The following is a 23,362-nucleotide window of genomic DNA, read 5'->3' as shown; positions in this document are numbered from 1 at the left end:
GGATCTGTAGCGAGCTACGCTTGATCGAGTCCGTCGACGATGAAGAACACCCGTATACCGAAGTCGTTCTGCAGGGCGGTCATGTGGCCGGGAAAGTCTGCGGCGTCCAGGGCCCCAAGGTGGTGCGCGAAGGCATCGATGCCCTGGTCCAAGACTTCTGGCCGCACCACGACCGGATAGGTCTTCTGCCGCCTGAGCACGCGATCCACGTAGTGGGCGGCAATCACAGTTTTACCCCGCCCGCCAGGAGCGACGATGGCGACCGCCTGTGCTCCCGAGATGAAGCCGTCCCAGATGTTCTCCCAGAAAGAGGGGGACGGCAGGTTGTCGTCCACCCAGGCCTGAGCGTCCTTACGATGTTCCTCGAGATTGATCAAAGCTCTTGCGAGACGCGGGCTTCGGTGAAGAAGAGCGGCCCTTAGGTGTTGCTCCAGTTTTTCAGGGTCGGCGCACGAGTCGCCGTCTCGCATGGCCTTGATGCGCTGCCGGGAGTTGTCTCCGAGAAGTACGGTGCTTGCTCCTTCGTCGAACTCAATCGGAATGATCTTCAACTGTTTTTCGGGGTCGGCGAGTGTCTCGCGAGCTTGCGCGGCCGCCAGCTCCCTCTTGACCCATTCGGGCCTCCGCACCGCCTCTTCTGTCGCCAGCAACAAGACGTACTGTGCCTGATCAAGAGCGTCTTCGATCTCTGCCAGCCATTTGGTGCCCCCAGGAATACGGTGCCGATCGATGAAAACCTCGCCGGCGAACCCCATTCGATCTTCCAGAATTCGCCGCACATCGTCACAGATTCCAGCACACTCATTGCTGTAGCTTATGAATATCTGATAGCGCGTGGAACTCTGACGTGCCGCGTCGTCCGCGAGGACCGGTGGGCGATGTGTACGCACGAACCAAGTTCGGTTCTGGTAGCGCCGGGTCAGCATCGATTTAAGACGTTGGGCCAACGTGCGCACACGGGGGGCCGGAGTGGGAACATGACCCAATGATTGTTTAGATCCTGGTCGAGCTCAACCAAAATGTCGAAATGCCTGAGAGCGGCTCAATATAGCTACATTCTCCCCAGCAAGGGGCGATCGACATAAATGGGATGAATCAGACAGAGGTGAATTCGGAGCGATTAGCGTAAGGTTACGGTCAATTGGAAATGCCGTTACCTGACTCACGCCGACCTTCGATATTGATCATCGCCTGCGCGTCGCGTACGCCAGCCAGCCTGGCGAAACCTACGGCGTAATCGTACATACTGCGTTGCAGGCGGCGGAGATCGGCCCGGCACTCGTCGTTGTCCGGCCAGTCCGCTTCCCGGCTTCCGGGATGGTTCTGCTCGTAGTCGCGCAGTCGGGGATGCCAGCGGCTGAGGAACGGCCTCAACTCCGCATTCAGCATGTGGATCGCCAGATGCTCGACGCTCTGCCCGCCCGGGACGTACTGGGAGGGCCGGCTGCCCTTCAGGGTTTCGCGGGTGTTCTGGAAGAGCGCGTACAGGGAATTCATGGCCTCACGGATCAGGCCTTCGTCGTCGCGAAGAGGCTGAGTCGATATCCGTGAGACCGTTTCGACGAAGAACTTCCAGGCCGCCTGCCTGCTGTCATCGTTGACCAGGAAAGTCAGCTCGCTCACCTGGGGGACGGTGACCCTGACCTCGGTGAGTCGGCCGCTGCGACGATACATCCGCAGCACGACCGCAGTGACCACACCGGCGATGCCGCCTGTGATGAGAAAGAGATTCCTGCCGTTGACCAAGGTCACTCCATGAACCAACAGGCCCGTCACCGCCCCCACACCGGCTGAAGCGATCAGACGGGCGGTGCCACTCAGCTTCGGCCACCATTTGCTGCGCCTCGCCCTGTGTAACAGCACACCACTCCCCGCCTGTATCCCGGCTCCCAAGTCTTCCAGATCGGACTGTAATGGGTGCTGGGAGGTTCACGACAGGAGACGGCGTGGCTACCGGGCGGGTGGTGGAACCGGTGTAGCAGCCGGTCCCGTCCGCGGGGCGGACGGGACCGGGGGCGCGGGTCAGATGCCGATGGGGTGCCAGACGGTCTTCGTCTCGAGGAAGGCCGTCATGCGTTCCAGGCCGGGGTCGGCGAGCCAGTCGGTCTTGCCCGCCGGGCGCAGGACCCGTTTGAGGTTCTCCGCCGCGTCGCGCTCGCACGCCACGGCCAGGTCCTCGTCGCAGCCGGTGAGGTCGATGGCGTTGACGTCCATGTGGGACGCCAGCCACGGGGCCAGTTCGGCGGCGCGGCCGGTGAGCAGGTTGACGACGCCGCCGGGCAGGTCGGACGTGGCCAGGACCTCGCCGAGGGTGATCGCGGGCAGTGGTGCACGCTCGGAGGCCACCACCACGCAGGTGTTGCCGGTCACGATCACTGGCGCGATCACCGAGATCAGGCCGAGCAGCGGGCCCTCCGGCGGCGCGACGACCGCGACGACGCCGGTGGGCTCGGGGGTGGACAGGTTGAAGTAGGGGCCGGCGACCGGGTTGGCCGCGCCGCGCACCACGCCGATCTTGTCCGACCAGCCCGCGTACCAGACCAGCCGGTCCACCGCCGCGTCCACCAGCTCGCCGGCCCGTTTGACGGACACGCCGTCGGCGTCGGCCACCTCGGCGGCGAACTGCGCGCGGCGGCCCTCCAGCATCTCGGCGACGCGGTAGAGGATCTGCCCGCGGTTGTACGCCGTGGCGCCGGACCAGCCGGGGAACGCCTTGCGGGCCGCCACCACCGCGTCACGCGCGTCCTTGCGCGACGCCCGTGCGGCGTTGGCCAGGAAGTCGCCCTTGGAGGAGGTCACGACGTAGGACCTTCCGCTCTCCGAACGCGGGAACGCCCCGCCGATGTACAGCTTGTACGTCTTGCGTACGGCCAGGCGGCCGGGCTCAGTCATCGCCTCTCCAGGTCGTCTCCTCCGAGGACAGCCGGGCGGGCTCGGCGACCTGACGGCACCGGCTCACCCCGCCGCGGTGCGCGAACCACCCGCGGCGCGACCCCGCCACCGTGCGCCCGGCCCTCAGCCAGGACCGCCCGCGCGCGGCCCGCGACCGCCGGGAACGCCGGGGCCCCTGGCGGTGCTCGCAATGCCGGCTCACGTCAGACATCGAGATACGCCTCCAGTCCATGGCGGCCGCCCTCACGGCCGTAGCCGGACTCCTTGTAGCCACCGAACGGCGACGTGGGGTCGAACCGGTTGAAGGTGTTCGCCCAGACCACCCCGGCGCGCAGCCGGTCGGCCATCCACAGGATGCGTGAGCCCTTCTCGGTCCACACACCCGCGGACAGGCCGTACGGCGTGTTGTTGGCCTTCTCCACGGCCTCGGCCGGTGTGCGGAACGTCAGCACCGAGAGCACCGGCCCGAAGATCTCCTCGCGCGCGATGCGGTGGGACTGCGCGACCCCGGTGAACAGCGTGGGCGGGAACCAGAAGCCCTTGTCCGGCAGGGGGCACGGCGGCGACCACCGCTCGGCGCCCTCCGCCTCCCCCGCCTCGCTGAGCGCGCGGATGCGGTCGAGCTGTGCGGCCGAGTTGATCGCGCCGATGTCGGTGTTCTTGTCCAGCGGGTCGCCGAGCCGCAGGGTGGTCAGCCGCCGTTTGAGGGCGCCGAGCAGCTCCTCCTGCACCGACTCCTGCACCAGCAGGCGCGAGCCCGCGCAGCACACGTGGCCCTGGTTGAAGAAGATGCCGTTCACGATGCCCTCGACGGCCTGGTCCAGCGCGGCGTCGTCGAACACGATGTTGGCGGCCTTGCCGCCGAGCTCCAGCGTGAGCTTCTTGCGGGTGCCCGCCACCGACCTGGCGATCTGGCGGCCCACCTCGGTGGAGCCGGTGAACGCCACCTTGTCCACGCCCTGGTGCCCGGCCAGCGCCTGGCCGGTCTCCCCCGCGCCGGTCACGATGTTGACCACGCCGGGCGGCAGGTCGGCCTGGCGGCAGATCTCGGCGAACGCCAGCGCGGTCAGCGGGGTGGTCTCGGCCGGCTTGAGGACGACGGTGTTGCCGCAGGCCAGCGCGGGGGCGATTTTCCACGCCAGCATGAGCAGCGGGAAGTTCCACGGGATGATCTGCGCGGCCACCCCGAGCGGCCTCGGGTCGCCGCCGAACCCGGCGTGCCGCAGCTTGTCGGCCCACCCGGCGTAGTAGAAGAAGTGGGCGGCCACCAGCGGCAGGTCGACGTCCCGGGACTCACGGATCGGCTTGCCGTTGTCCAGCGACTCCAGCACCGCCAGCTCGCGGGCCCGCTCCTGGATGATCCGCGCGATGCGGAACAGGTACTTGGCGCGTTCGCGGCCGGGCATCCGGCCCCACACCGAGTCGTACGCCTTGCGCGCGGCGTCGACGGCGCGGTCGACGTCGGCGGGCGTGGCGTAAGCGAACTCGGCCAGGGCCTCCTCGGTGGCCGGGTTGACGGTCTTGTGGCGCTCGTCGCCGAGCGAGTCGATCCACTCGCCGTTCACGAACAGCCCGTAGGACGGCCGGATGTCGACGACGTCCCGTGACTCGGGCGCAGGTGCGTACTCAAATATGTCGGACATCGGCGGCCTCAGTCCAAAGTGAAGTAGTCGGGGCCGGCGTAGTGCCCGCTGGCCAGCTTCTGACGCTGCATCAGCAGATCGTTCAGCAGGCTGGACGCGCCGAGGCGGAACCACTCGGGGGTCAGCCAGTCGGGCCCGGCGGTCTCGTTGACCAGCACGAGGTTCTTGATCGCGTCCTTGGTGGTGCGGATGCCGCCCGCGGGCTTCACCCCGACCATGCGGCCCGTGCGGTCGCGGAAGTCGCGCACCGCCTCCAGCATCACCAGCGTCACGGGCAGGGTGGCCGCCGGGGACACCTTGCCGGTGGAGGTCTTGATGAAGTCCGCCCCGGCGATCATGGCGAGCCACGAGGCGCGGCGCACGTTGTCGTAGGTGGCGAGCTCACCGGTCTCCAGGATCACCTTCAGGTGGGCGTCCTCGCCGCCCTCGCGTGCGCACGCGGCCTTCACCGCGACGATCTCCTCGTGGACCTTGCGGTAGTCGCCCGCGAGGAACGCGCCGCGGTCGATCACCATGTCGATCTCGTCGGCGCCGGCCGCGACCGCCAGCGCGGTGTCGTCCACCTTGACGCCGAGGGACGTGCGGCCGCTGGGGAAGCCGGTGGCCACGCTGGCCACCCGCACGCCGGAGCCGCGCAGCGCCTCGACGGCGTGCGGCACGAGGTCGGGGTAGACGCAGACGGCGGCGACCTTGGGGACGGAGGCGTCGGCGGGGTCGGGACGTACGGCCTTGGCGCACATGGCGCGCACCTTGCCGGGGGTGTCGGCGCCCTCCAGGGTGGTCAGGTCGACCATGGAGACGGCAAGGTCGATGGCCTTGGCCTTGGCGGTGGTCTTGATGGAACGGGTGCCCAGCGTGGCGGCGCGCTGATCGGCGCCGACACGGTCCACGCCGGGCAGTCCGTGGAGGAATGCCCGCAGGGTCGCGTCCGACGACGCGACCTCCGTGAGCGAAGTCGTCAGTGTTGACACCTCACCAGCATCGCCGACCTGCCTGATAGTTCCAAACCGGTACCGCTGACCTGCGATGTCACCGATGTGTTCCCGCCGGGAGCCGCGCGTCCCGAGGGGGCCTAAGGCGGCTTACGCGGCGCCTAGGGGTCCTAGGACCCCTGGGTACCGGGAGATAAGGCATCCGACCGATGTGGCGGGGCGGGCCTTAGACCGAACCTTGAGATGTCAGAGAAGGACGACATCCAAGGAGAAGCCGACATGGCTCCCGAAATGCACTACGAACTGATCACCAGCAAGGTGGCCGAGCTGCACAAGCAGGCCGCCGACGAGCGCAGGGCGCGCCAGGCCACCAAGGCCAAGGCCGCCGAGTCCGCCGGGGAGTCCCGCTCCGGCCGCGGGCTGCGGGCCGCCTTCGGCAAGCTGCGCACGTCGTGAACCCCCGCCGTACCGCCCGCTCGTGGACCCGGGACCTCCGGGCCGGGTGGGCCACCCCCTGGACGGAACCGCCGCGCGGGCGTGAGAGCGCCCCGCGGACCGGCCGCGCGAACCAGAGACAGAACGCCACGACGCCCGGCCGGAACCTCCCTCCCGGCCGGGCGTCACACCCCCCGTGACGGCGTGTCCGGCACCCCCGGCCGGGCCCTGCCCTTATGACCTTTTAGCCAGGGATAAATACAAGGAACCTCTTCATCGCACATGACATGCTTGCTCCCATGGTGGGCCGGATGGTGAGTCCCGTCTTCGTCGGACGGAAAGCGGAGCTCGACACCCTCGCCGACGCGTTCGAACAGGCCCGCAAACAGGCGGCCTCCGCCGTGCTCCTCGGAGGGGAGGCCGGCGGCGGCAAGACCCGCCTGGTCACCCGCTTCACCGAGGAGGCCGGGTACGCCGGCGCGCACATCCTGGTGGGCGGCTGCGTCGAGCTGTCCAGCATGGGCCTCGCCTACGCGCCGTTCACCGCGGCGCTGCGCCAGCTCGTCCGCGAGAGGGGCGCGCCCGAGGTCGCCGCGTTGCTGCCCGACGGCGCGGCCCGCGACCTCGCGCGGCTGCTGCCCGAGTTCGGCGAGCCGAGCGGGGACAAGGAGACCGAGACCGGCAGGGCGCGACTGTTCGAGCAGTTCCTCACGCTGCTGGAACGGCTGGCGGAGCAGCGCTCGGTGATCCTCGTCATCGAGGACGTCCACTGGGCCGACCGCTCCACCCGTGACCTCATCGCCTTCCTCAGCCGCAACCTGCGCGCCGCCCCGGTGCTCATGATCATCACGTACCGTTCGGACGAGCTGCACCGCCAGCATCCGCTGCGCCCGGTGCTGGCCGAGCTCGGCCGGGTGAGCGGCGTGGTACGCATCGACCTGCCGCGGTTGTCCCGCGGCGAGGTCGCCCAGCAGATGGCCGGCATCCTCGGCGACGAGCCCGAGCCCGCGCTGGTCCGCAAGGTGCACGAGCGCAGCGAGGGCATCCCGCTGTTCGTCGAAGCGCTGATCGAGAGCGGCGTCGACTGCAGCGTCCCCGGCTCCCTGCACGACCTGATCATCGGCACGGTGGAGCGGCTGCCCGAGGAGACCCAGCGCCTGCTGCGCGTCGCGGCGGCCGGCGGGAACCGGGTCAGGCACACACTTCTGGCCGCCGTGACCGACATGTCGGACATCGAGGTGGAGGACTGGCTACGGCCCGCCATCGCCGCCAACGTCATCCAGGTCGACGGCCGCGCCTACGTCTTCCGGCACTCCCTGATCCGCGAGGCCGTCCACGAGGAGCTGCTGCCCGGCGAGCACAACCGCGTGCACGCCCGCTTCGCCGAGGAGATCGACCGCGACCGGAGCCTCGTGCCGCCCGGCCGGGCCGCCATCGAGATCGCCCACCACTGGCACGCCGCGCGCGACCACCTGTGGGCGCTCATCTCCGCCTGGGAGGCCGCCGCCAAGGCCGCCAACGCCTTCGCCTACACCGAGCAGATCCAGCTCCTGGAACGGGTCTTGTCGCTGTGGAACCACGTGCCTGACGCGGCCGAGCGCATCGGCGCGAGCCACATCACGGTCCTGGAGCGGGCCGCGGAGGCCGCGGCCATCACCGGCGACCCCGACATCGGCATGAAGTTCGTCAAGGCCGCGCTGGCCGACCTGGACGAGAACGCCGAGCCCGAGCGCGTGGCCCGGCTGATGGTGCGCCGCAGCCAGTTCAAGTCCGACAAGGGCAAGGCCGGCGCGCTGGACGACCTGCGGTACGCCGAGCGGCTGGTCACCCGGCCGAACGCCGCCCGCGCCCACGTGCTCACCCGGCTCGGCTCCTACCTGATGTTCGTCAACGAGACCGTCGAGGGCAGCTCGCTCACCACCGAGGCGCTGCGCATCGCCCGCGACGTCGGCGACGAGCCCCGCGAGGCCGAGCTGCTCACCAACCTGGCGCTCGGCCACTCCCTCGCCGGGGACCTGGAGGCCGCGATGCGCACCAACGAGCGGGCCATCGAGATCGGCACCCGGCTGTCGTCGGGCCGCATCGTGCTGCGTGCCGTCGCCAACAACGTCGACGGCCTGAACAACCTCGGCCGCTCCGAGGAGGCCGTGACCCTGGCGGCGAGCGGCGAGGCGATGGCCCGCGCGTACGGCCGCTACCGGACCTCCGGCACGTTCCTCGCCAACAACAGGGCCGAGGCCCTGGAGGCGCTCGGCCGCTGGGACGAGGTCGTCGAGATCGTCGACCAGTCCCTCGCCATGGACCCGGTGCCGCGCATCCGCGGCCACCTGCTGCGGGTGCGCGGCGACGTCGCCGCGGGGCGGGGCGAGACCGACCTGCTGCGGCAGATCCTCGCCGAGACCGGCACGCCGCACTCCGAGGACAAGGGCTTCGCCCAGGAGAGAGTGGCCGACATCCGGCTCCAGGCCGAGTACCACCTGCTGCGCGGCGCGCCGCTCGAGGCGCTCACGGTGGCCGACGAGCTGCTGTCGTCGCCCGCCTCGCCGTCCGGGCAGCCGCTGCTCGGCTGGTCGAGCAAGCCCATGCTCGGCTGGCGGGCGCTGGCACAGAGCCGCGTGGTGTACGAGAGCGCCGCCGCGGCCGACCCGGAGCGGGCGCGGGCCGTGCTGGACAAGGCCGAGAAGCTGGCCGCCAGCATGACGGTCGGCGGGCCCGTCGCCGAGGCGTACCGCCTGATGTTCCTCGCCGACTTCGACGGCGCCGCGGAGGTGTGGCGCCACCTCGGGCGGCCGTTCCCCCGGGCCCGCTCGCTGTTCCAGGCCGCCGTCGCCGCGGCCCGCGCCGGCGACAGGGACGGCGCCGCCGAGCGGCTGCGCGCCGCCCACCCCCTCGCCGTCGCGCTCGGCGCCCGGCCCCTGACCGGCGAGATCGAAGCCCTGTGCCGCCGCGTGGGCACGTCCCTGACCGGAGGCACCCCCGCCGCGGGCCTCGCCGCGGAGCTCACCCCCCGCGAGCGCGAGGTGCTGCGGCTGGTGGCCCTCGGCCGCTCCAACCGCGAGATCGCCGCGGAGCTGTTCATCTCGGTGAAGACGGTCAGCGTGCACGTGTCCAACATCCTCGCCAAGCTGGGCGTCGCCACCCGGGGCGAGGCCGCGGCCGCGGCCCACCGGTCGTCCCTGCTCACCTAGCCATTTGACGGGGTCCGCTAGAGTGTGGGGGAAATCCGAAGGGGAGTAGTCCCAATCGCGTGATCGACACACTGGCCGGTTCGCCGGCCCGGTCACGCGGGCCTCACGCCGAGGCGGACGAGACCTTCGGCCCAGCAGTCATGCACGCACATGCTGCCGGGCCGAGGTCCGTGTGCCCGGCAAGCTCCCCGGGTGCCGCTTCCGGCCCGGTCGCGCACGAGAAGGGCGACCCCCGTTGGAAGCGTTCTGGATCAGTCTCGCCGTCATCTTCGTCGCCGAGCTCGGCGACAAGAGCCAGTTGATGGCACTGACCTTCGCCACCAGGTTCAGGACCTGGCCTGTGCTGGCCGGCATCACCATCGCGACCACCGTGGTCCACCTGCTGAGCGTGGGCCTCGGCGGGCTGATCGGCAACGCGCTCCCCCACACCGCCATCTCCGTCGCGGCGGGCATCGCGTTCCTGGTGTTCGCGCTGTGGACACTGCGCGGCGACGAACTGAGCGAGGACGAGTCCCGCAGGGCGCGGCGCACCACCCGCAACGCCCTCGTCGCGGTCACCGTGGCGTTCTTCCTCGCCGAACTCGGCGACAAGACCATGCTCGCCACCATCACGCTCGCCACCAAGCACGGCTGGCTCGGCACGTGGCTCGGCTCCACGGCCGGCATGGTGGCCGCCGACGCCCTGGCGATCATGGTGGGCCGTCTCCTCGGCCGTCACCTGCCGGAGAAGGCGATCCGCTACGGCGCCGCGGCCTGCTTCGTCGTCTTCGCGTTCGTGTTGTTCGCCGAGGCGCTCGTCTAGAGGGTCACCCCGGCGAGGACCGGCTCGTTGACCAGCGTCACCCCGAACTTGGCCTCGACCCCCTGGCGGATCTCGCGGGCCAGCTCAAGCAGATCGGCGGCCGTGGCGGCGGGCTCCGCGTCAGGGACGGGCGGAGCGCCGGACACCAGGGCCTCGGGATCGGTGGGGAAACCGGTCACGTGGAGGCCCCCCGGGTTGGTCAGCGCCAGGGTGTGCTTGGTGGAGATGCGGGCCGGGCCGCGCCGGTAGCCCTTGGGGAAGCCGGCGTGCTCGATCAGCCACCCGGCGGGGACCTTGACGTGGTCCCCGGGCATCGCCCAGCGGGGGAAACCCGGGGAGCGGCGCTCCAGCTCGGCGGCCTCGGCGGCGCTCAGCACGGGGTTGGTGAAGAACGACCCGGCGCTGCACGTGTCGGGGTCGGCCGGGTCGAGCACCATGCCCTTGCCCCGGCGCAGCCCGATCACCGCGTCCCGCACGTCGTGCAGCCCCGCACGTGCGCCGAGCTCCACGCCGAGCCGGGTGGCCAGCTCCTGGTAGGCCACCGGCCCGGACAGGTCCGCGCGCTCCAGCGAGTACGTCACCGCGAGCACCACGTACCGGGCGGGATCCCGCTTGAACACGCTGTCCCGGTAGGCGAACCCGCAGTCCGCGGGCCCGAGGTCGCGGATCTCCCGGGCCCGGCGGTCGTAGACCCGCACCCCGGTGACCGTCTGGGCCACCTCCTGCCCGTACGCCCCGACGTTCTGGATGGGGGTGGACCCCACCAGCCCGGGGATCCCGGACAGGCACTCCACCCCGGACCACCCCTCGGCCACGGCGCGCTGGACCAGCGCGTCCCAGTCCTCCCCGGCCTCGGCGGTCACCTCCACCCGCCCGTCGACCTCGGCGACGCTCACACCCCGCGAGGCCACCTTCACGACGAGCCCGTCGAACCCCTCGTCCGAGATCAGCAGGTTGCTCCCGCCGCCGAGCACCAGCACCGGCTCACCCGCCCGGTCCGCCTCACCCACCAGCGCGGCGAGCTCCCCGGCGTCCCGCGCGGTCACGAAGGCACGTGCCTCCCCGCCCACCCGCAGCGTCGTGTACGGCGCCAGCCGCACCCCGCGTTCCCGTTCAGCCATGCACCTTCCCCTGCCACGAACACGGCGGCCGCCCCGCCCGGGGCCCAGCCTAAACCTCGGAGGCCAGCAGGCGTCTCACCCGTTCGTCGGTGCGGGACGTCTCGCGGTCGCGGTACCCGGGGTCGGCCTCGTGGTATGCGCGGTGGCGTTCGCGGTGCACGGGGAGGTGCTTCTCGGCGGCGACCAGCTTGCCGGGGAGCCGGAGGCAGAACTCCAGGTCGGCGTGGCGGTAGTAGTCGGCCTCCTCGGGGAAGCCGCCGGCCTTGAGCGCCGCCTCACGGCGGACCGCGAGCAGGTTGCCGCGCAGGGCCCGCACCTCGCCCGGGCCGGCCTCGCGCCACTCGTCGCCCTCGCGGTTCACGCCCTTCCAGCCGGCGGCGGCGACGCCGTCACGGAGCAGCTCGACCAGCGCGGTGATCGCGTCGCCGTCCAGCACCGTGGAGGTCTCCATCACCACGTGCACCTCGCCGGTGTCCAGCTCCAGGAGCTTGTTGCGTGCCGCGCCCCACCCGGCCGTGCCGCCGCGCCAGTGCGGCGTCTCGGCCACGTGCCACGCCGTGATGCGCCCGGGGTGCCGCTCGGCCAGCTCGTGCAGCACGGTGCCCGCGCCGTCCATGTCGCCGAGGTCCAGCGCGATGATCCGGTCCTGGGTGTAGGAGATGAGGGAGTCGACACATTTGCGCAGGTCGGACGGGTGTCCGTCCACCACCAGCGCCACCGTCACCGCGGACGCCGGCACCTCGTCGTGCCGCTGCGCCTCCGCGGCCGCGGTGATCGCCTCGTCCAGCCGCGAGGTGGCCAGGGTCGAGTCCCACAACACCTGGGAGGCGATCATGCTCTCGGTGCCGACGTGCTCCTCGGTCCGGCCGGCGACCCGCTCCTCCGGCCGCGTGCCCCGGGTGGGGGCCTGCGTGCGCAGCTCGACGCCGTCCTCCCGGTCGTCGCCGGTGCCGTCGTGGGCCTGGACGGCCGACACCGCCGGCCACACCGTGAACGGCGGGCGCGGCGCCAGCTCGTAGCCGTCGCCGGTGTCCCTGACCGTCCACCCGGCGTCCTCTATCTGCCGCGTCAGCACATCGGCGATCGCGTCGTCGTGATCGGCCCGCGCCGCCGCCCGCTGTTCGGCGAGTCCTTGTACATGCTTCGGTGCCTCTGTCACGTTCGCCCCATTACCCAGCAGGGGCGGAAGCATTCCAGGTCAGGCGAGCCGTACCGTCGCCCGTGCCTTGGAGAGCACCCGGGCGTCCCCGGAGCGGGCGGTGAGCGCGATCACCACGCGGTTGTCGTCGAGCTTCTCCTCCACGACCCCGCTCACGGTGATCACCGCGCCCTGGTCGTCGTCCGGCACGACCACCATGGAGGAGAAACGCACACCGTAGTCGAGCACCGCCCCGGGGTCCCCCACCCAGTCGGTGACGAACCGCCCGCCCTGCGCCATGGTGTACATGCCGTGCGCGATGACGTCGGGCAGCCCGACGGCCTTGGCGTGGCGCTCGTTCCAGTGGATCGGGTTGAAGTCGCCGGACGCCCCGGCGTACATCACGAGGTCCACGCGGCTCACCGGGTAGTCGACCGCGGGGATCTCCAGACCGACCTCGACTTCGTCGTACTTCACCGTCGCGGTCATCGGTTACGCCGCCCCTCCGCGCTCGACAAGGGTGTTGTAGGTCGTGCAGACGTGCTCGCCGTCGAGGGTCGTCACGTCACTGCGCAATGTCAGGAACTCGTTGCGGCCGACGCTGCGGATCTCGGTGATGGTGGAGGAGCACAGCAGCTCGTCGCCCGCGTAGATGGGGCGGGTGTACTCGAAACGCTGCTCGCCGTGCACCACCATGCTGAAGTCGAGCCCGAGACCGGGGTCGGAGAGGATGTCGCCGGCGCCGGTGAGGCTGAACACGATGGGGAACGTCGGCGGGGCCACCACGTCGGGGTGGCCGAGCGCCCGCGCGGCCTCGGGGTCGCGGTAGGCGGGGTCGCGGTCGCCGATGGCGGTCGCGAACTCCTTGATCTTGACCCGGCTGACCTCGTAGGAGCCGGGCGCCGGATAGGTCCGCCCGACGAAATCACGGTTCAACGCCATCGTGCCAGTGCCTTTCGCAGCCCTTCCGAATCCCGACGAGCCGACGGTAACAGAACGACTTCGCCCTATGATCACCCGGCACCACGCCACTGATCGCAGGGACGCGTCGAACCGGCGTCTCCGCTGGAGAACGCCGGTGGGCGCGTGACGAACGTCGTGCCGGGCGGCGCCAGGCCGCCCCGCCGGGGGGGACCGCGGAAGACTATCGGGTCTCGCGGTGCGGCCGGTGGCACTTGCAGTTGGGGCAGTACTTCTTCAGCTCAAGCCGGTCCGGGTCGTTACGCCGGTTCTTCCGCGTGATGTAGTTGCGGTGCTTGCACTCCTGGCAGGCCAGCGTGATCTTCGGCCTAACGTCTGTGGCAGCCACGTGGGAGTGCCTTTCTACGTTCGGGACACATGGACAACCCACACCGAGTCGCCTCATCTGGACAAGGTGACCCGGCAGGGTAGTAGCGGAGGCCGGACTTGAACCGGCGACACAGCGATTATGAGCCGCTTGCTCTGCCTGACTGAGCTACTCCGCCCCCGGGCAAGGCGGGAACTGTACCCGCCCAAGCGAAAAGCCCTGCCCGGAATGGCCGGAAAGGGCATTTACGCTGCCGAGCCCCTTTACGGAATCGAACCGTAGACCTTCTCCTTACCATGGAGACGCTCTGCCGACTGAGCTAAAGGGGCTTGCCCGGCGCTCCGCGTCTCCGCGTCGCCTGGACAGGTGTAACCATACACGGACCCCGCGCCCGGCGCGAATCAGAACCCCCGCCAGGGGACGGCTAGGGCACCGCTTCCTGACGCCGTCGCGGGGCACGCTCGCCGAAGGGTGCGGTGATCACCTCGCAGAGATCGGCGAGGTCCACGAAACGGCGGAGTTCGTCCACCGAGAAGAGATCGGCGAGGTGCTCGCCGTGGCGCCGGACGCGCAGGACCTGGCCGCGGCCATGGACCGCGACCGTGACCTCCAAGCCGTCCGGACCCACCCAGCGCGTCTCCATAACCGGACAGAGTATGCCGGGCGTCCGTCAAAACGCGGGACCAACACACTTCCCGGTATCAACTCCCATGCCATCCCTTTACCCGCGCGGCACGGCGTCACGCGAGTGGACAGAAAATGTCCTCCCAGCCTCTTGTCGAATCGTTCAACGATTTCTACTGTGGACGGTACGAGTACCCGCGCCACCCCCAGATCCCGTACTGATCGACGCGCAGGAGGTCCTCAATGTCCGTACGCGCCCCCCTCATCACCACGGTCTGCGTCGCGGCCGTCGTCCTCGCGATCCCCTCGCTGATCGGACTGCTCGGCGGCTACGAGAGCACCAGCGGCGGCGAGGTGGCCGTGGTCCGCGACGGAGGGCTGTTCGACGACAACCGGATCCGGCAGATCATCGCGCCGGCCTCCGGGCTCACCTGGACCGGCTGGTGGTCGGAGGTCCACCGGTACCCGGCGCAGCAGCGCTTCTACACGATCACCGCCGACGCCAAGCGCAGCACGCTGCTCGGCGTGGACGTGGTGACCGTCCCGAGCAGCGACGGCGTCAACATGGGCATCGAGGGCACCCTGTACTTCCGGCTCAACCTCGACCCCGAGACCCTGAAGCAGTTCGACGACAAGTTCGGCACCCGGCGCTTCCGCGGCCAGGACGACGAGATGCGCTACCCCTACGAGGGTGAGGAGGGCTGGTCGTCGTTCTTCGGCCAGGCCATCCGCCCGGTGATCGACAACGCCCTGCGCAGCCAGATCGGCGCGTTCCGCTGCCCCGAGCTGGTGTCCTCGTGCGCCTTCGTGGAGGGCGGCGCGGCGCAGGAGACGATCCGGCTCGTGGCGCGGGACAACAACGCCAGCCTCGTGAAGATCCAGAACGCGGTGAACGCCAGTCTGGACCGCGACCTGCGGCAGATGCTCGGCGCGCCGTACTTGGTGGACCTGCGCTTCAACCTGGTGCGCATCACGCTGCCCGCGCAGGTGCAGGCGGCCGTGGACCGGGCGCAGGCGGCGTTCGCCGGGGTCGCCGAGTCGCAGGCGGCCATCGCCCAGGCCCGCGCGCAGGCCGAGGCCAACAAGGAACGCCAGAAGGGCTACGACCTCTGCCAGACGTGCGCCGAGATCGAGAAGCTGAAGGCCCTGCCCCAGGGCATCACGGTCTACGCGCCGGGCAACCCCGGCGGCGTCGCCGTGCCCGGCAAGTGATCGCGGTCGTCACGCGCGGTGAGGGCGTTGAAGCGTCCCAGCATGTCGGCCAGGTGGCGCACGTCCTCCTGCGGCCAGGTGGTGAGCAGGGCGTAGAAGCGCTCCTGGCGGGCCGAGCGTGCCCGGTCCAGCCGCTCGCGGCCCTCGTCGGTGAGCGCCAGCAGGCAGGCGCGCCCGTCCAGCGGGTCGTCCTGCCGGCCGATCAGCCCGAGCCCCTCCAGCACCTTGACCTGGCGGCTGATGGTGGCCTTGCCGACCCGGAAATAGGTGGCGAGGTCGCTCGGGCGGGCCGGGGCCGCGTTGTCGATGCGGACCAGCAGGCTGTAGGCGCCGGGCTCCAGCTCGGGGTGCACCGCCCGCCCCATCTCGGCGGAGATCGCCCGGGACCGGCGGAGCAGCACTCCGAGCTGATGCTCCAGGGTGCAGTAGGCCTCGTACGCCTCGACGGGGATCGCCGCCTGTGCCTTGGCCGTCATGCGGCCCCACCTTTCCGAGATGGCCGGGACGTCACGACGTCACGCCCCGGGATCAACGAACACGCAACCGCCGGGACGCGCGCCGCCGCCCCCGGACGCCGCGGGACCGCCGGGCGTGCCGGCCCGGCCCCGCGCCGGCCGCTACGGGCGGCGTGGCGCTCGCTCCCGCGCGGATCTGCTCGGCGTTGAGCGTCCGCAGCGGAACTTCCTTGATGAACAGAATGGCGACCAGTGCCAGGAAAGCACACGGGGCCGCGTAGAGGAACACATCGCCCGCACCGTGTCCGTACGCGCCCTGCACGACGGCGCGGATCGGGGCGGGCAGGTCGGCCAGCCGGGGCACCGAGCCGTCGCTCACGGCGCTGGTGACGCCGAGGCGGCCGAACCCCTCCTGGACGTAGGCGACCACCCGGTGGGCCAGCAGGGCGCCGAGCACCGCGACGCCGACGGCGCCGCCGAGCGTGCGGAAGAACGCCACCAGGGAGCTGGACGCGCCGAGCTCCTCGGGCGGCACCTGGTTCTGCACCGACAACACCAGGTTCTGCATGGTCATGCCGACCCCGGCGCCGACGCAGAGCATGTACACCGCCATCAGCGGGTACGCGGTGTCGTACCGCAGCGAGCCCATCAGCGCGAACCCGGCGGACAGCAGCAACGCCCCGCTCACCAGGAACACCTTCCAGCGCCCGGTCCTGGTGATGATCCGCCCGGCGACCGTGGAGGCGACGGCGAGACCGAGGATCATCGGCAGTGTCATCACCCCGGCCATGGTCGGGGACTCACCCCGGGCGAGCTGGAAGTACTGCCCGAGGAACGTGGTGGCGCCGAACATCGCGACGCCGACGAACATGCTGGCCACCACCGCCAGGGTGATCGCGCCGCGCCGGAACAGCTTCAGTGGCACGATCGGCTGCGCGGCCCGCGACTCGGCCAGCACGAACAGCGCCCCGAGCGCCAGCGCGCCGCCCACCATGGCGGCGCTCTGCCAGGACACCCAGTCGTACCTGCCGCCCGCGAACGACACCCACACCAGCAGCAGCGAGACCGAGGCCGCGATGAGCGCCGCGCCGGTCCAGTCGATCCGCACCTCCCGCCGGTACACCGGCAGGCGCAGGGTCTTCTGCAGCACGATCCAGGCGAGAACGGCGAACGGCACGCCGACGTAGAAGCACCAGCGCCAGCCGAGCCAGGGGGTGTCCACGATGACGCCGCCGATGAGCGGCCCGCCGATGGTGGCCAGGGCGAACACCGCGCCGAGGTAGCCGGAGTACCGGCCGCGCTCCCGCGGCGAGATCATCACGGCCATGACGACCTGGGTGAGCGCGGTCAGGCCACCGGCGCCGAGGCCCTGGATCACCCGGGCGGCGATGAGCATGCCCGGGCCGCGGGCCAGCCCCGCGACGGCCGAGCCGGCCACGAAGACGACCAGGCCGAGCTGGACGAGCACCTTCTTGCTGGTCAGGTCGGCCAGCTTGCCCCACAGCGGGGTGGAGACGGTGGTGGCGAGCAGCGTGGCGGTGATCACCCAGGTGTAGGTGGTCTCGTCGGCGTGCAGGTCGGCGATGATCGTCGGCAGCGCGTTCGACACCACGGTGGACGACAGGATCGCCACGAACAGGCCGAGCAGCAGTCCGGAGAGGGCTTCGAGGATCTGCCGGTGCGTCATGGGGGTGGCCGTCATGTCCCCCGGGCCGGCCGTCGCGGCGGTTGCCATCGAGTTCCCTTCACGTCGCGGAACCGTGCGGAGCGGGTCTGCCTTCGGGACCGCCGCAATCTGGTTGCCTTGGGCAAATATATGTGATTGCTTCAGGCAACCTTTGTACGGGTGCCGCCGTCCGGTCTCCGGCCCGGGAACGACGACACCGCCCCGTCCCCGGGAGGGACGGAGCGGCGCGAAGGGATCTCAGGCGGGACTCAGTTGCCCTTGCCGCCGTCGCCGGGCCGGCGCCACGGGCCGGTGATGGCGAAGACGTACCCGGGCGACTGGACGCACGCGAACAGGATCTTGCCGTCCTGGCTGAACACCGGGCCGGCGAACTCGCTGTCGCTCTCCTCGTTGCGGGCCAGCGGGAAGGGGGTGCCCTTCTTGGTCACGCCGACCAGGTGCGACACGCCCTCGCCGTCCTCGGCCAGGATGACCCCGCCGTAGGGCGACACAGTGATGTTGTCAGGGCCGTCGTAGTTGGTGTCGGCCTCGGGGTCGGGGTTCACCCCGAAGATCGTCCTGAGCGTGACGGTCTCGTCCTTGGGGTCGTAGAACCAGACCTGGCCGTCGTGCTCGTTGACGCTGCCGTCGTCGTCGCGGGCGTAGCTGGCGACGAAGTACGCGCCGCCGTCACCCCACCACGCGCCCTCCAGCTTGCGGCTCCGGGTCACCTGGTCGTCGGTGAACTGCTTGCGCACCGAGACGGTCTTGGCGTCGCGGTCCGGCACGTCGACCCACTTCACCTTGTAGGTGGTGCCGGGCTGGGTCGCCGCCGACAGGTCGGGGATGTGCTTGCCGCCCTTGAAGCAGCTCATCGCCTGCAGCTTGCCGGCGGTGGCGCCGCCCGGGGACAGCGCGAGCCGGCGCAGGGCCCCCTTGCGGCCCTTGAAGCCGTGCGGCGGCACCCAGCGGAAGTACAGCCCGTTCGGGCCGCTCGCGTCCTCGGTGAGGTAGATGGCGTCGGTGCGCGGGTCCACCGCGACGGCCTCGTGCGCGTAACGGCCGAGGAACTTCAGCGCCACCGGGTCCTGGTTGGCCTTCTGGTCGAACGGGTCGACCTCGAAGACGTAACCGTGGTCCTTCTGGTAGACACCGCCGGCCCTCTGCTCGGTCTCCTCGCAGGTCAGCCAGGTGTCCCACGGCGTGACGCCGCCGGCGCAGTTGTTGTGCGTGCCGGCCACGCTGACGTACTCGCGCACGCGCTTGCCGCGGCGGTCCACCACGATGTTGGTGGTGCCGCCCCTGGCCCCCGGGTCGTAGGTCAGACCCGGCAGCGGGGGCACGCCGTACGGCTCGCTTCCGCCGATCTCGTGGTTGTTGACCAGCACGAAGCCGTCACGGGAGCGGAAGACGCCGGTGCCGTCGGCGTCGCTCGGGGTCGGCTGGCCGGAGTCCAGCAGCGTCTTGCCTGCCTGGGCGACGATCGTGTAAGAGAAGCCGCGCGGCAGGGAGAGCAGCCCGGCGGGGTCGGTGACGAGCGGGCCGTACCCCGTCACGCCCGGGGCCGCGACGGTCTGGGCGGCGGCCGGGCCGGCAATGGCCTCGACGCTGCCGGCGACGGCGATGCCCAGGGTGCCCGCGGCGCTGGTGCGCAGCAGGTCACGACGGGAGATGGAGGAGGTCACGAGAGCACCTGTTCCCATGTCGGAATTCCGTAGTACCCGGGAAACCCAAGTCCTCCCCATTGAACACCAGACCCCAAGAACCGGACATTCAGGTGAATGACCGGCTAATGTCCCCTAGTTCCGCACTACTGACCTGCCCCCGCCGTCCGGCCGCGCGACCAGGGCCGGCCGCCATCGCGATATGGCATTGTTCCCCGGCTTAGCCAGATCTTGTCTGTTATTTGCGGCCAAGATGGTTCTCATGAAGCTCTTCCCCGTTCGCCTCGCCGTCGCGGCCACGATGCTCGTCCCGGTGTCCCTGATCGCGGGCGGGAGCGCGCAGGCGGCCATCCCCTCGGTGCGTGCCGTGCCCGTCTGGACGGCCTGCGCCGCGCCGACCCCGCTCCAGGGGTCGGGCGAGAAGCCGGGGACACTGCGGGACGGGACGCCGTGGGAGTGCGCCAAGCTGCGGGTGCCGCTCCGCTACAACCACCCCGAGCACGGCACCATCGACCTGGCGCTGATCCGGGTGCGGGCCAAGCCGAAGCCCGGGCAGACGCGCATCGGGTCGCTGGTCTTCAACTTCGGCGGCCCGGGCGGCTCCGGGGTGGCCACCCTGCCGCTCGCCGCGAGCACCTACCTCAAGCTGCACGAACGCTACGACCTGGTGAGCTTCGACCCGCGCGGCGTCGGCGAGAGCGCCGGAGTGCGCTGCCTGCCCGACAAGGCGTACGACGCGCTGCTCGCCCTCGACGCCACCCCTGACGACGCCGGCGAGCAGCGCACCCTGCTCGACGGCGGCCGTGACTTCGCGGCCGCCTGCCAGGGCAACTCCGGCCGGGTGCTGCCGTACGTCGGCACCGAGAACGCGGCCCGCGACCTCGACACGCTGCGCCAGGCCCTCGGCGACCGCACGCTGTACTACTACGGCGCCTCCTACGGCACCGAGCTCGGCGGCGTGTACGCCCACCTGTTCCCGGAGAACGTCGGCCGCATGGTCTTCGACGCCGTGGTGGACCCGGACGGCGACACCGTGGGGCACTCGCTCGGGCAGGCCAAGGGCTTCCAGCTCGCGCTGAGCAACTTCCTCACGGACTGCGCCAAGCGGTCCGGCTGCGCCACCGGCAGGGACCCCGGGCGGGGCGCCGCGCAGATCACCGAGCTGCTGAAGGGGCTCGACGGCCGTCCCCTGCCGACCGCCTCGGGCCGCGCTCTCACCCAGAGCCACGCGACGTACGGCATCGCGTCCGCGCTGTACTCCAAGGAGTCCTGGAAGTGGCTCGACCGTGGCCTCGGCGCCGCGAAGGCCGGCGAGGGCGACCTGCTGCTGCTGCTCGCCGACGCCCTCTACGGCCGGGACGACAAGAGCCGGTACAACAACCTGCAGCCCGCCAACACGGCCATCAACTGCGCCGACACCTCCGACCGCTACACCCCCGCCGACGTGAGCCGCGAGCTGCCCGCGTTCCGCAAGGCCTCACCGGTGTTCGGCGAGTTCCTGGCCTGGTCCATCCTCCAGTGCACCGGCTGGCCCGTCACCGGGGCCGCCAAGACGGTGGAGGTGAGTGCCGACGGCGCGGCCCCCATCCTGATCGTGGGCAACACCGGCGACCCGGCCACGCCGTACGCGGGCGCGCACCGCATGGCGACCCGGCTCGGCGAGGGCGTCGGCGTGGAGCTGATCGTCAAGGGTGAGGGGCACGGCGCATACGGCGCCAACGCCTGCGCCACCGACAAGATCGACACTTACCTGCTCACCGGGACGGCGCCCCGCAACGGCACGGTGTGCGGATAGGTCCCGTGACCACGGCACAGGACATCAGCGGCGTTCCTGCGCGGCCTGGACGAACAGCCCTCCACCACGGCGGGGGCCCGCGGCGAACGACCGCACTGACCGGCTTCCTCCTTCAGGTCGGGGATCCGTCCTTGAAGAGGAGGCGCCGCGGGGCATGATCGTCCACGATGGAAGCGGATGCCCCGCGTAACATTCCGCCGAGGGAGGCCGCGTGCGCCACAGTGGACGTCCGCGGCCGGTCGGCACGGGCGAGCGGCCATCCCTTCACGAGATCGAGCCGCTGTCCCACATCTCCCGGGCGCTCCCGGCCGGCCTCGCGCCGCTGCTGTTCCGGCTGGGTGTGGTGATCGGCGCGCCGCTGCTGCTCGCCGGGTACATCCGCATGACGCGGCGGCTCGCCGTCCAGGCCGAGGGGCGGGCGCGGGCGGAGGCGCGGCGGGCCGAGGCCGAGGGGGACCGGGCGGAGGCCGAGCGGGGACGGCGGGAGTCCGACGCGCGGGCGGCGCGGGCCGCCGAACGGGTCACCATCGCCCGGGAACTGCACGACCTGGTCGCCCACCACGTCGCGTCCATGGTGCTGCGCATCGGCGTCGCCCGCCACGTGCTGCCGGCGCTCGACCCGCGGGCCGCCCAGGCGCTCGACGACGTGCACGCGAGCGGCACGGCCGTGCTCGGCGACCTGCGGCGTCTCGTCGCCGTGCTGCGCGACCCCGCCGTCCGCGACGGGCCGGGCCTCCCGCTCGTGGAACCCGACGGCCTGGTCGCCGCGCTGGAGGAGGTGGCCGAGCGGGGGCGCCAGGTGGGGCTCGTGGTCGACGCCACACTCGACCCGTCGATCAACCGGCTGGACGCGGTGCGGGGGCTCACCGTGCTGCGCCTCGGCCAGGAAGGGATCACCAATGTCGCCCGGCACGCGGGTCCTTCCACCCACGTCCAGTTGTCGGTCGGGGCCGAGGCGGACGGCGCGGTGCGGCTGGAACTCATCGACGACGGGGGCGGCGGGCCCGCGGAACCGGGGCAGGGATACGGGCTGATCGGCATGCGGGAACGGGTGGAGTTGCTCGGCGGGAGATTCCAGGCCGGACCTGACGGGGCCGGGTGGCGGCTGACGGCCGCGCTGCCCGCCGCACTCGTCGAGGAGGCACGACCGTGATCCGGGTTCTGCTCGTGGACGACCTGCAACTGGTCAGGGCCGGCCTGCGCATGTTGTGCGAATCCGCTGCCGACCTCGTCGTGGTGGGGGAGGCCGAGGACGGCCGGGCGGCCGTACGCCAGGCCGACCGCCTGCTGCCCGACGTGGTGCTCATGGACCTGCGCATGCCCGGCATGGACGGCATCACCGCCACCGAGCGCATCCTGGCGTCCCGGCCGGCCACCCGGGTCGTGGTCCTCACCACCTTCGACGACGACGACCACCTGTACCCGGCGCTCGCCGCCGGGGCCTGCGGGTTCCTGGTCAAGGACACCTCACCCGGTGAACTGCTCGACGGGGTGCGCAAGGCCGCCGCCGGCGAGAGCCCCTTCAGCCAGGACGTGCTGCGGCGCCTGGTGTCCCACGCCGTACGCTCCCGCGCCCACGCCGCCGAACCCCCTCCCGTTCCGGAGCCGAAACTCACCGGCCGGGAACGCGAGGTGCTGGCGCTGGTCGGTGAGGGCCTGACCAACGCCGAGGTGGCCGACCGGCTGCACCTCGGGCTGACCACGGTCAAGACCCACATCGCCAACCTGATGACCAAGACCGGCTGCCCCAACCGCGTCCGCCTGGCGGTCCTCGCCGTGCAGAGCGGCATCACACCCTCCTGACCTCCCGCCGCACCACGACGCCCTCCGCCGCCCCCGCGCCCGTTTCGCTGCCGCCGCCCCTCAGCGGACCGGCAGGGTGGGATGCGGCTCCGTCGGCATCCCCGGCACCATCGTGCTGGTGATCGACCACCGCTCGTGGTCCCGCCACGCCCCGTCGATGAACAGCAGCTCCGGCGATAGCCCCTCGTAGCGGAAGCCGAGCCGCCGCACCAACTGAAGCGAAGCGTGGTTGCCCGGCTGGATCTGCGCCTCCAGCCGGTGCAGCCGCAACCGTCCGAACGCGTACCGCACCACCAGCCCGAGCGCCTCCGTCATGTACCCCCGCCCCGCCGAGGGCGCGAAGGCCGCGTACGCGAGGGACCCGTTCTGGAACCGCCCGCGAATGATGCTGTTGATGCTGACGTGCCCCACGATCTCCCCCGTGTCCCGCCGGCAGGCCAGCATCCCCTCGGCGGCCAGCGGATCGTCGAACCGCCCGAGGAAGAGCTGGAAGTCCTGCGGCGTGACCGGCAGCGCCATCCACGGATGGTGCAGCCCCGCACTGGCCCGGGCCAGCCGGACGAACTCCTCCTGGTCCCCCCGCCCGATCCGCCGGAGAGTCACCCGCGCCGAGCCCTCGATCCCCTCGTCGTTCCACACGAACGGCACGTTATCGCGCGCTCGTTCGACCACGGGTTCCGGCCACGGACAACCCCTGCCCCCCA

General features: G+C 71.0%; 22 protein-coding genes and 2 tRNA genes. 7 read left to right on the top strand and 17 right to left on the bottom strand.

The annotated features are described in order from the left end of the window. Positions 1–14: 14 nt before the first annotated feature. The 5 genes from ABGB17_RS02825 to deoC all read right to left on the bottom strand — a co-directional run bounded on the left by ABGB17_RS02825 (position 15) and on the right by deoC (position 5,497). On the bottom strand, positions 15–926 hold the full coding sequence (locus tag ABGB17_RS02825) for a TIR domain-containing protein (protein WP_347626101.1): 912 nt from the start codon (positions 924–926) through the stop codon (positions 15–17). Between the two features lie 211 nt (positions 927–1,137). Beyond that, on the bottom strand, positions 1,138–1,863 hold the full coding sequence (locus ABGB17_RS02820; protein WP_347626100.1) for a hypothetical protein: 726 nt from the start codon (positions 1,861–1,863) through the stop codon (positions 1,138–1,140). Positions 1,864–2,022: 159 nt separating this feature from the next. After that, positions 2,023–2,892 (bottom strand): aldehyde dehydrogenase family protein, encoded by an 870-nt coding sequence (locus tag ABGB17_RS02815; RefSeq protein WP_347626099.1) that lies wholly within the window; start codon positions 2,890–2,892, stop codon positions 2,023–2,025. A 203-nt stretch (positions 2,893–3,095) separates the two neighbouring features. Continuing rightward, complete coding sequence (locus ABGB17_RS02810; protein ID WP_347626098.1) at positions 3,096–4,535, bottom strand: aldehyde dehydrogenase family protein; 1,440 nt, start codon at positions 4,533–4,535, stop codon at positions 3,096–3,098. 8 nt (positions 4,536–4,543) lie between these two features. Further along, positions 4,544–5,497: a deoxyribose-phosphate aldolase gene (deoC, locus tag ABGB17_RS02805; RefSeq protein ID WP_347626319.1), complete on the bottom strand. Its 954-nt coding sequence runs from the start codon at positions 5,495–5,497 to the stop codon at positions 4,544–4,546. Positions 5,498–5,746: 249 nt separating this feature from the next. On the opposite strand from deoC, the gene ABGB17_RS02800 reads away from it, so the two are divergent. The 3 genes from ABGB17_RS02800 (at position 5,747) to ABGB17_RS02790 (ending at position 9,892) form a co-directional block, all read left to right on the top strand. After that, the gene (locus ABGB17_RS02800; RefSeq protein WP_347626097.1) at positions 5,747–5,923 is read left to right on the top strand and encodes a hypothetical protein; all 177 of its coding nucleotides are present in this window, start codon (positions 5,747–5,749) and stop codon (positions 5,921–5,923) included. 290 nt (positions 5,924–6,213) lie between these two features. Then, positions 6,214–9,090 (top strand): AAA family ATPase, encoded by a 2,877-nt coding sequence (locus tag ABGB17_RS02795; protein WP_347626096.1) that lies wholly within the window; start codon positions 6,214–6,216, stop codon positions 9,088–9,090. 235 nt (positions 9,091–9,325) lie between these two features. After that, positions 9,326–9,892, top strand: coding sequence for a TMEM165/GDT1 family protein (locus ABGB17_RS02790; RefSeq protein WP_347626095.1), 567 nt, complete (start codon positions 9,326–9,328; stop codon positions 9,890–9,892). Here the strand turns inward: ABGB17_RS02790 and ABGB17_RS02785 are convergent. The 8 genes from ABGB17_RS02785 to ABGB17_RS02750 form a co-directional block, all read right to left on the bottom strand. Further along, a complete protein-coding gene (locus tag ABGB17_RS02785) occupies positions 9,889–11,013 on the bottom strand; it encodes a UDP-N-acetylmuramate dehydrogenase (protein ID WP_347626094.1) in 1,125 nt (374 codons plus the stop codon). The genes ABGB17_RS02790 and ABGB17_RS02785 overlap by 4 nt on opposite strands. A 49-nt stretch (positions 11,014–11,062) precedes the next feature. Next, entirely contained in the window at positions 11,063–12,172 is a 1,110-nt protein-coding gene (locus tag ABGB17_RS02780) for a glycosyltransferase family A protein (RefSeq protein ID WP_347626093.1), read from the bottom strand. A gap of 39 nt (positions 12,173–12,211) precedes the next feature. Beyond that, complete coding sequence (locus tag ABGB17_RS02775) at positions 12,212–12,640, bottom strand: MaoC family dehydratase (RefSeq protein ID WP_347626092.1); 429 nt, start codon at positions 12,638–12,640, stop codon at positions 12,212–12,214. Between the two features lie 3 nt (positions 12,641–12,643). Continuing rightward, entirely contained in the window at positions 12,644–13,093 is a 450-nt protein-coding gene (locus ABGB17_RS02770; protein ID WP_347626091.1) for a MaoC family dehydratase N-terminal domain-containing protein, read from the bottom strand. Positions 13,094–13,295: 202 nt separating this feature from the next. Continuing rightward, positions 13,296–13,460: a 50S ribosomal protein L33 gene (gene rpmG, locus ABGB17_RS02765; protein ID WP_114028158.1), complete on the bottom strand. Its 165-nt coding sequence runs from the start codon at positions 13,458–13,460 to the stop codon at positions 13,296–13,298. A gap of 83 nt (positions 13,461–13,543) precedes the next feature. Then, positions 13,544–13,617, bottom strand: a tRNA-Met gene (locus ABGB17_RS02760). Between the two features lie 78 nt (positions 13,618–13,695). Beyond that, positions 13,696–13,768, bottom strand: a tRNA-Thr gene (locus ABGB17_RS02755). A gap of 95 nt (positions 13,769–13,863) precedes the next feature. Then, positions 13,864–14,082: a transposase gene (locus tag ABGB17_RS02750; RefSeq protein WP_347626090.1), complete on the bottom strand. Its 219-nt coding sequence runs from the start codon at positions 14,080–14,082 to the stop codon at positions 13,864–13,866. Positions 14,083–14,306: 224 nt separating this feature from the next. On the opposite strand from ABGB17_RS02750, the gene ABGB17_RS02745 reads away from it, so the two are divergent. Next, positions 14,307–15,275, top strand: coding sequence for an SPFH domain-containing protein (locus ABGB17_RS02745; protein ID WP_347626089.1), 969 nt, complete (start codon positions 14,307–14,309; stop codon positions 15,273–15,275). Here ABGB17_RS02745 and ABGB17_RS02740 read toward each other — a convergent pair. The 3 genes from ABGB17_RS02740 to ABGB17_RS02730 form a co-directional block, all read right to left on the bottom strand. After that, positions 15,230–15,751, bottom strand: coding sequence for a MarR family transcriptional regulator (locus tag ABGB17_RS02740; RefSeq protein WP_347626088.1), 522 nt, complete (start codon positions 15,749–15,751; stop codon positions 15,230–15,232). The genes ABGB17_RS02745 and ABGB17_RS02740 overlap by 46 nt on opposite strands. Positions 15,752–15,803: 52 nt before the next feature. Beyond that, positions 15,804–17,465: an MDR family MFS transporter gene (locus ABGB17_RS02735; protein WP_347626087.1), complete on the bottom strand. Its 1,662-nt coding sequence runs from the start codon at positions 17,463–17,465 to the stop codon at positions 15,804–15,806. A 200-nt stretch (positions 17,466–17,665) separates the two neighbouring features. Continuing rightward, a complete protein-coding gene (locus ABGB17_RS02730) occupies positions 17,666–19,081 on the bottom strand; it encodes an alkaline phosphatase PhoX (RefSeq protein ID WP_347626086.1) in 1,416 nt (471 codons plus the stop codon). 241 nt (positions 19,082–19,322) lie between these two features. Here ABGB17_RS02730 and ABGB17_RS02725 point away from each other — a divergent pair, with 241 nt between their 5' ends. The 3 genes from ABGB17_RS02725 (at position 19,323) to ABGB17_RS02715 (ending at position 22,658) form a co-directional block, all read left to right on the top strand. Next, entirely contained in the window at positions 19,323–20,855 is a 1,533-nt protein-coding gene (locus ABGB17_RS02725) for an alpha/beta hydrolase (protein WP_347626085.1), read from the top strand. Between the two features lie 211 nt (positions 20,856–21,066). Beyond that, on the top strand, positions 21,067–22,008 hold the full coding sequence (locus ABGB17_RS02720) for a histidine kinase (protein WP_347626084.1): 942 nt from the start codon (positions 21,067–21,069) through the stop codon (positions 22,006–22,008). Beyond that, positions 22,005–22,658: a response regulator transcription factor gene (locus tag ABGB17_RS02715; RefSeq protein WP_347626083.1), complete on the top strand. Its 654-nt coding sequence runs from the start codon at positions 22,005–22,007 to the stop codon at positions 22,656–22,658. Before ABGB17_RS02720 ends, ABGB17_RS02715 begins: the two co-directional genes overlap by 4 nt. A gap of 60 nt (positions 22,659–22,718) precedes the next feature. Here ABGB17_RS02715 and ABGB17_RS02710 read toward each other — a convergent pair whose 3' ends face one another. Continuing rightward, positions 22,719–23,297, bottom strand: coding sequence for a GNAT family protein (locus ABGB17_RS02710; RefSeq protein WP_347626082.1), 579 nt, complete (start codon positions 23,295–23,297; stop codon positions 22,719–22,721). Positions 23,298–23,362: the final 65 nt, after the last annotated feature.

Source organism: Sphaerisporangium sp. B11E5 (assembly GCF_039871875.1).
Taxonomy (GTDB): domain Bacteria; phylum Actinomycetota; class Actinomycetes; order Streptosporangiales; family Streptosporangiaceae; genus Sphaerisporangium.
The sequence above is the reverse complement of the archived record's forward strand: the minus strand, read 5'-3'. Positions and strand labels throughout refer to the sequence as shown.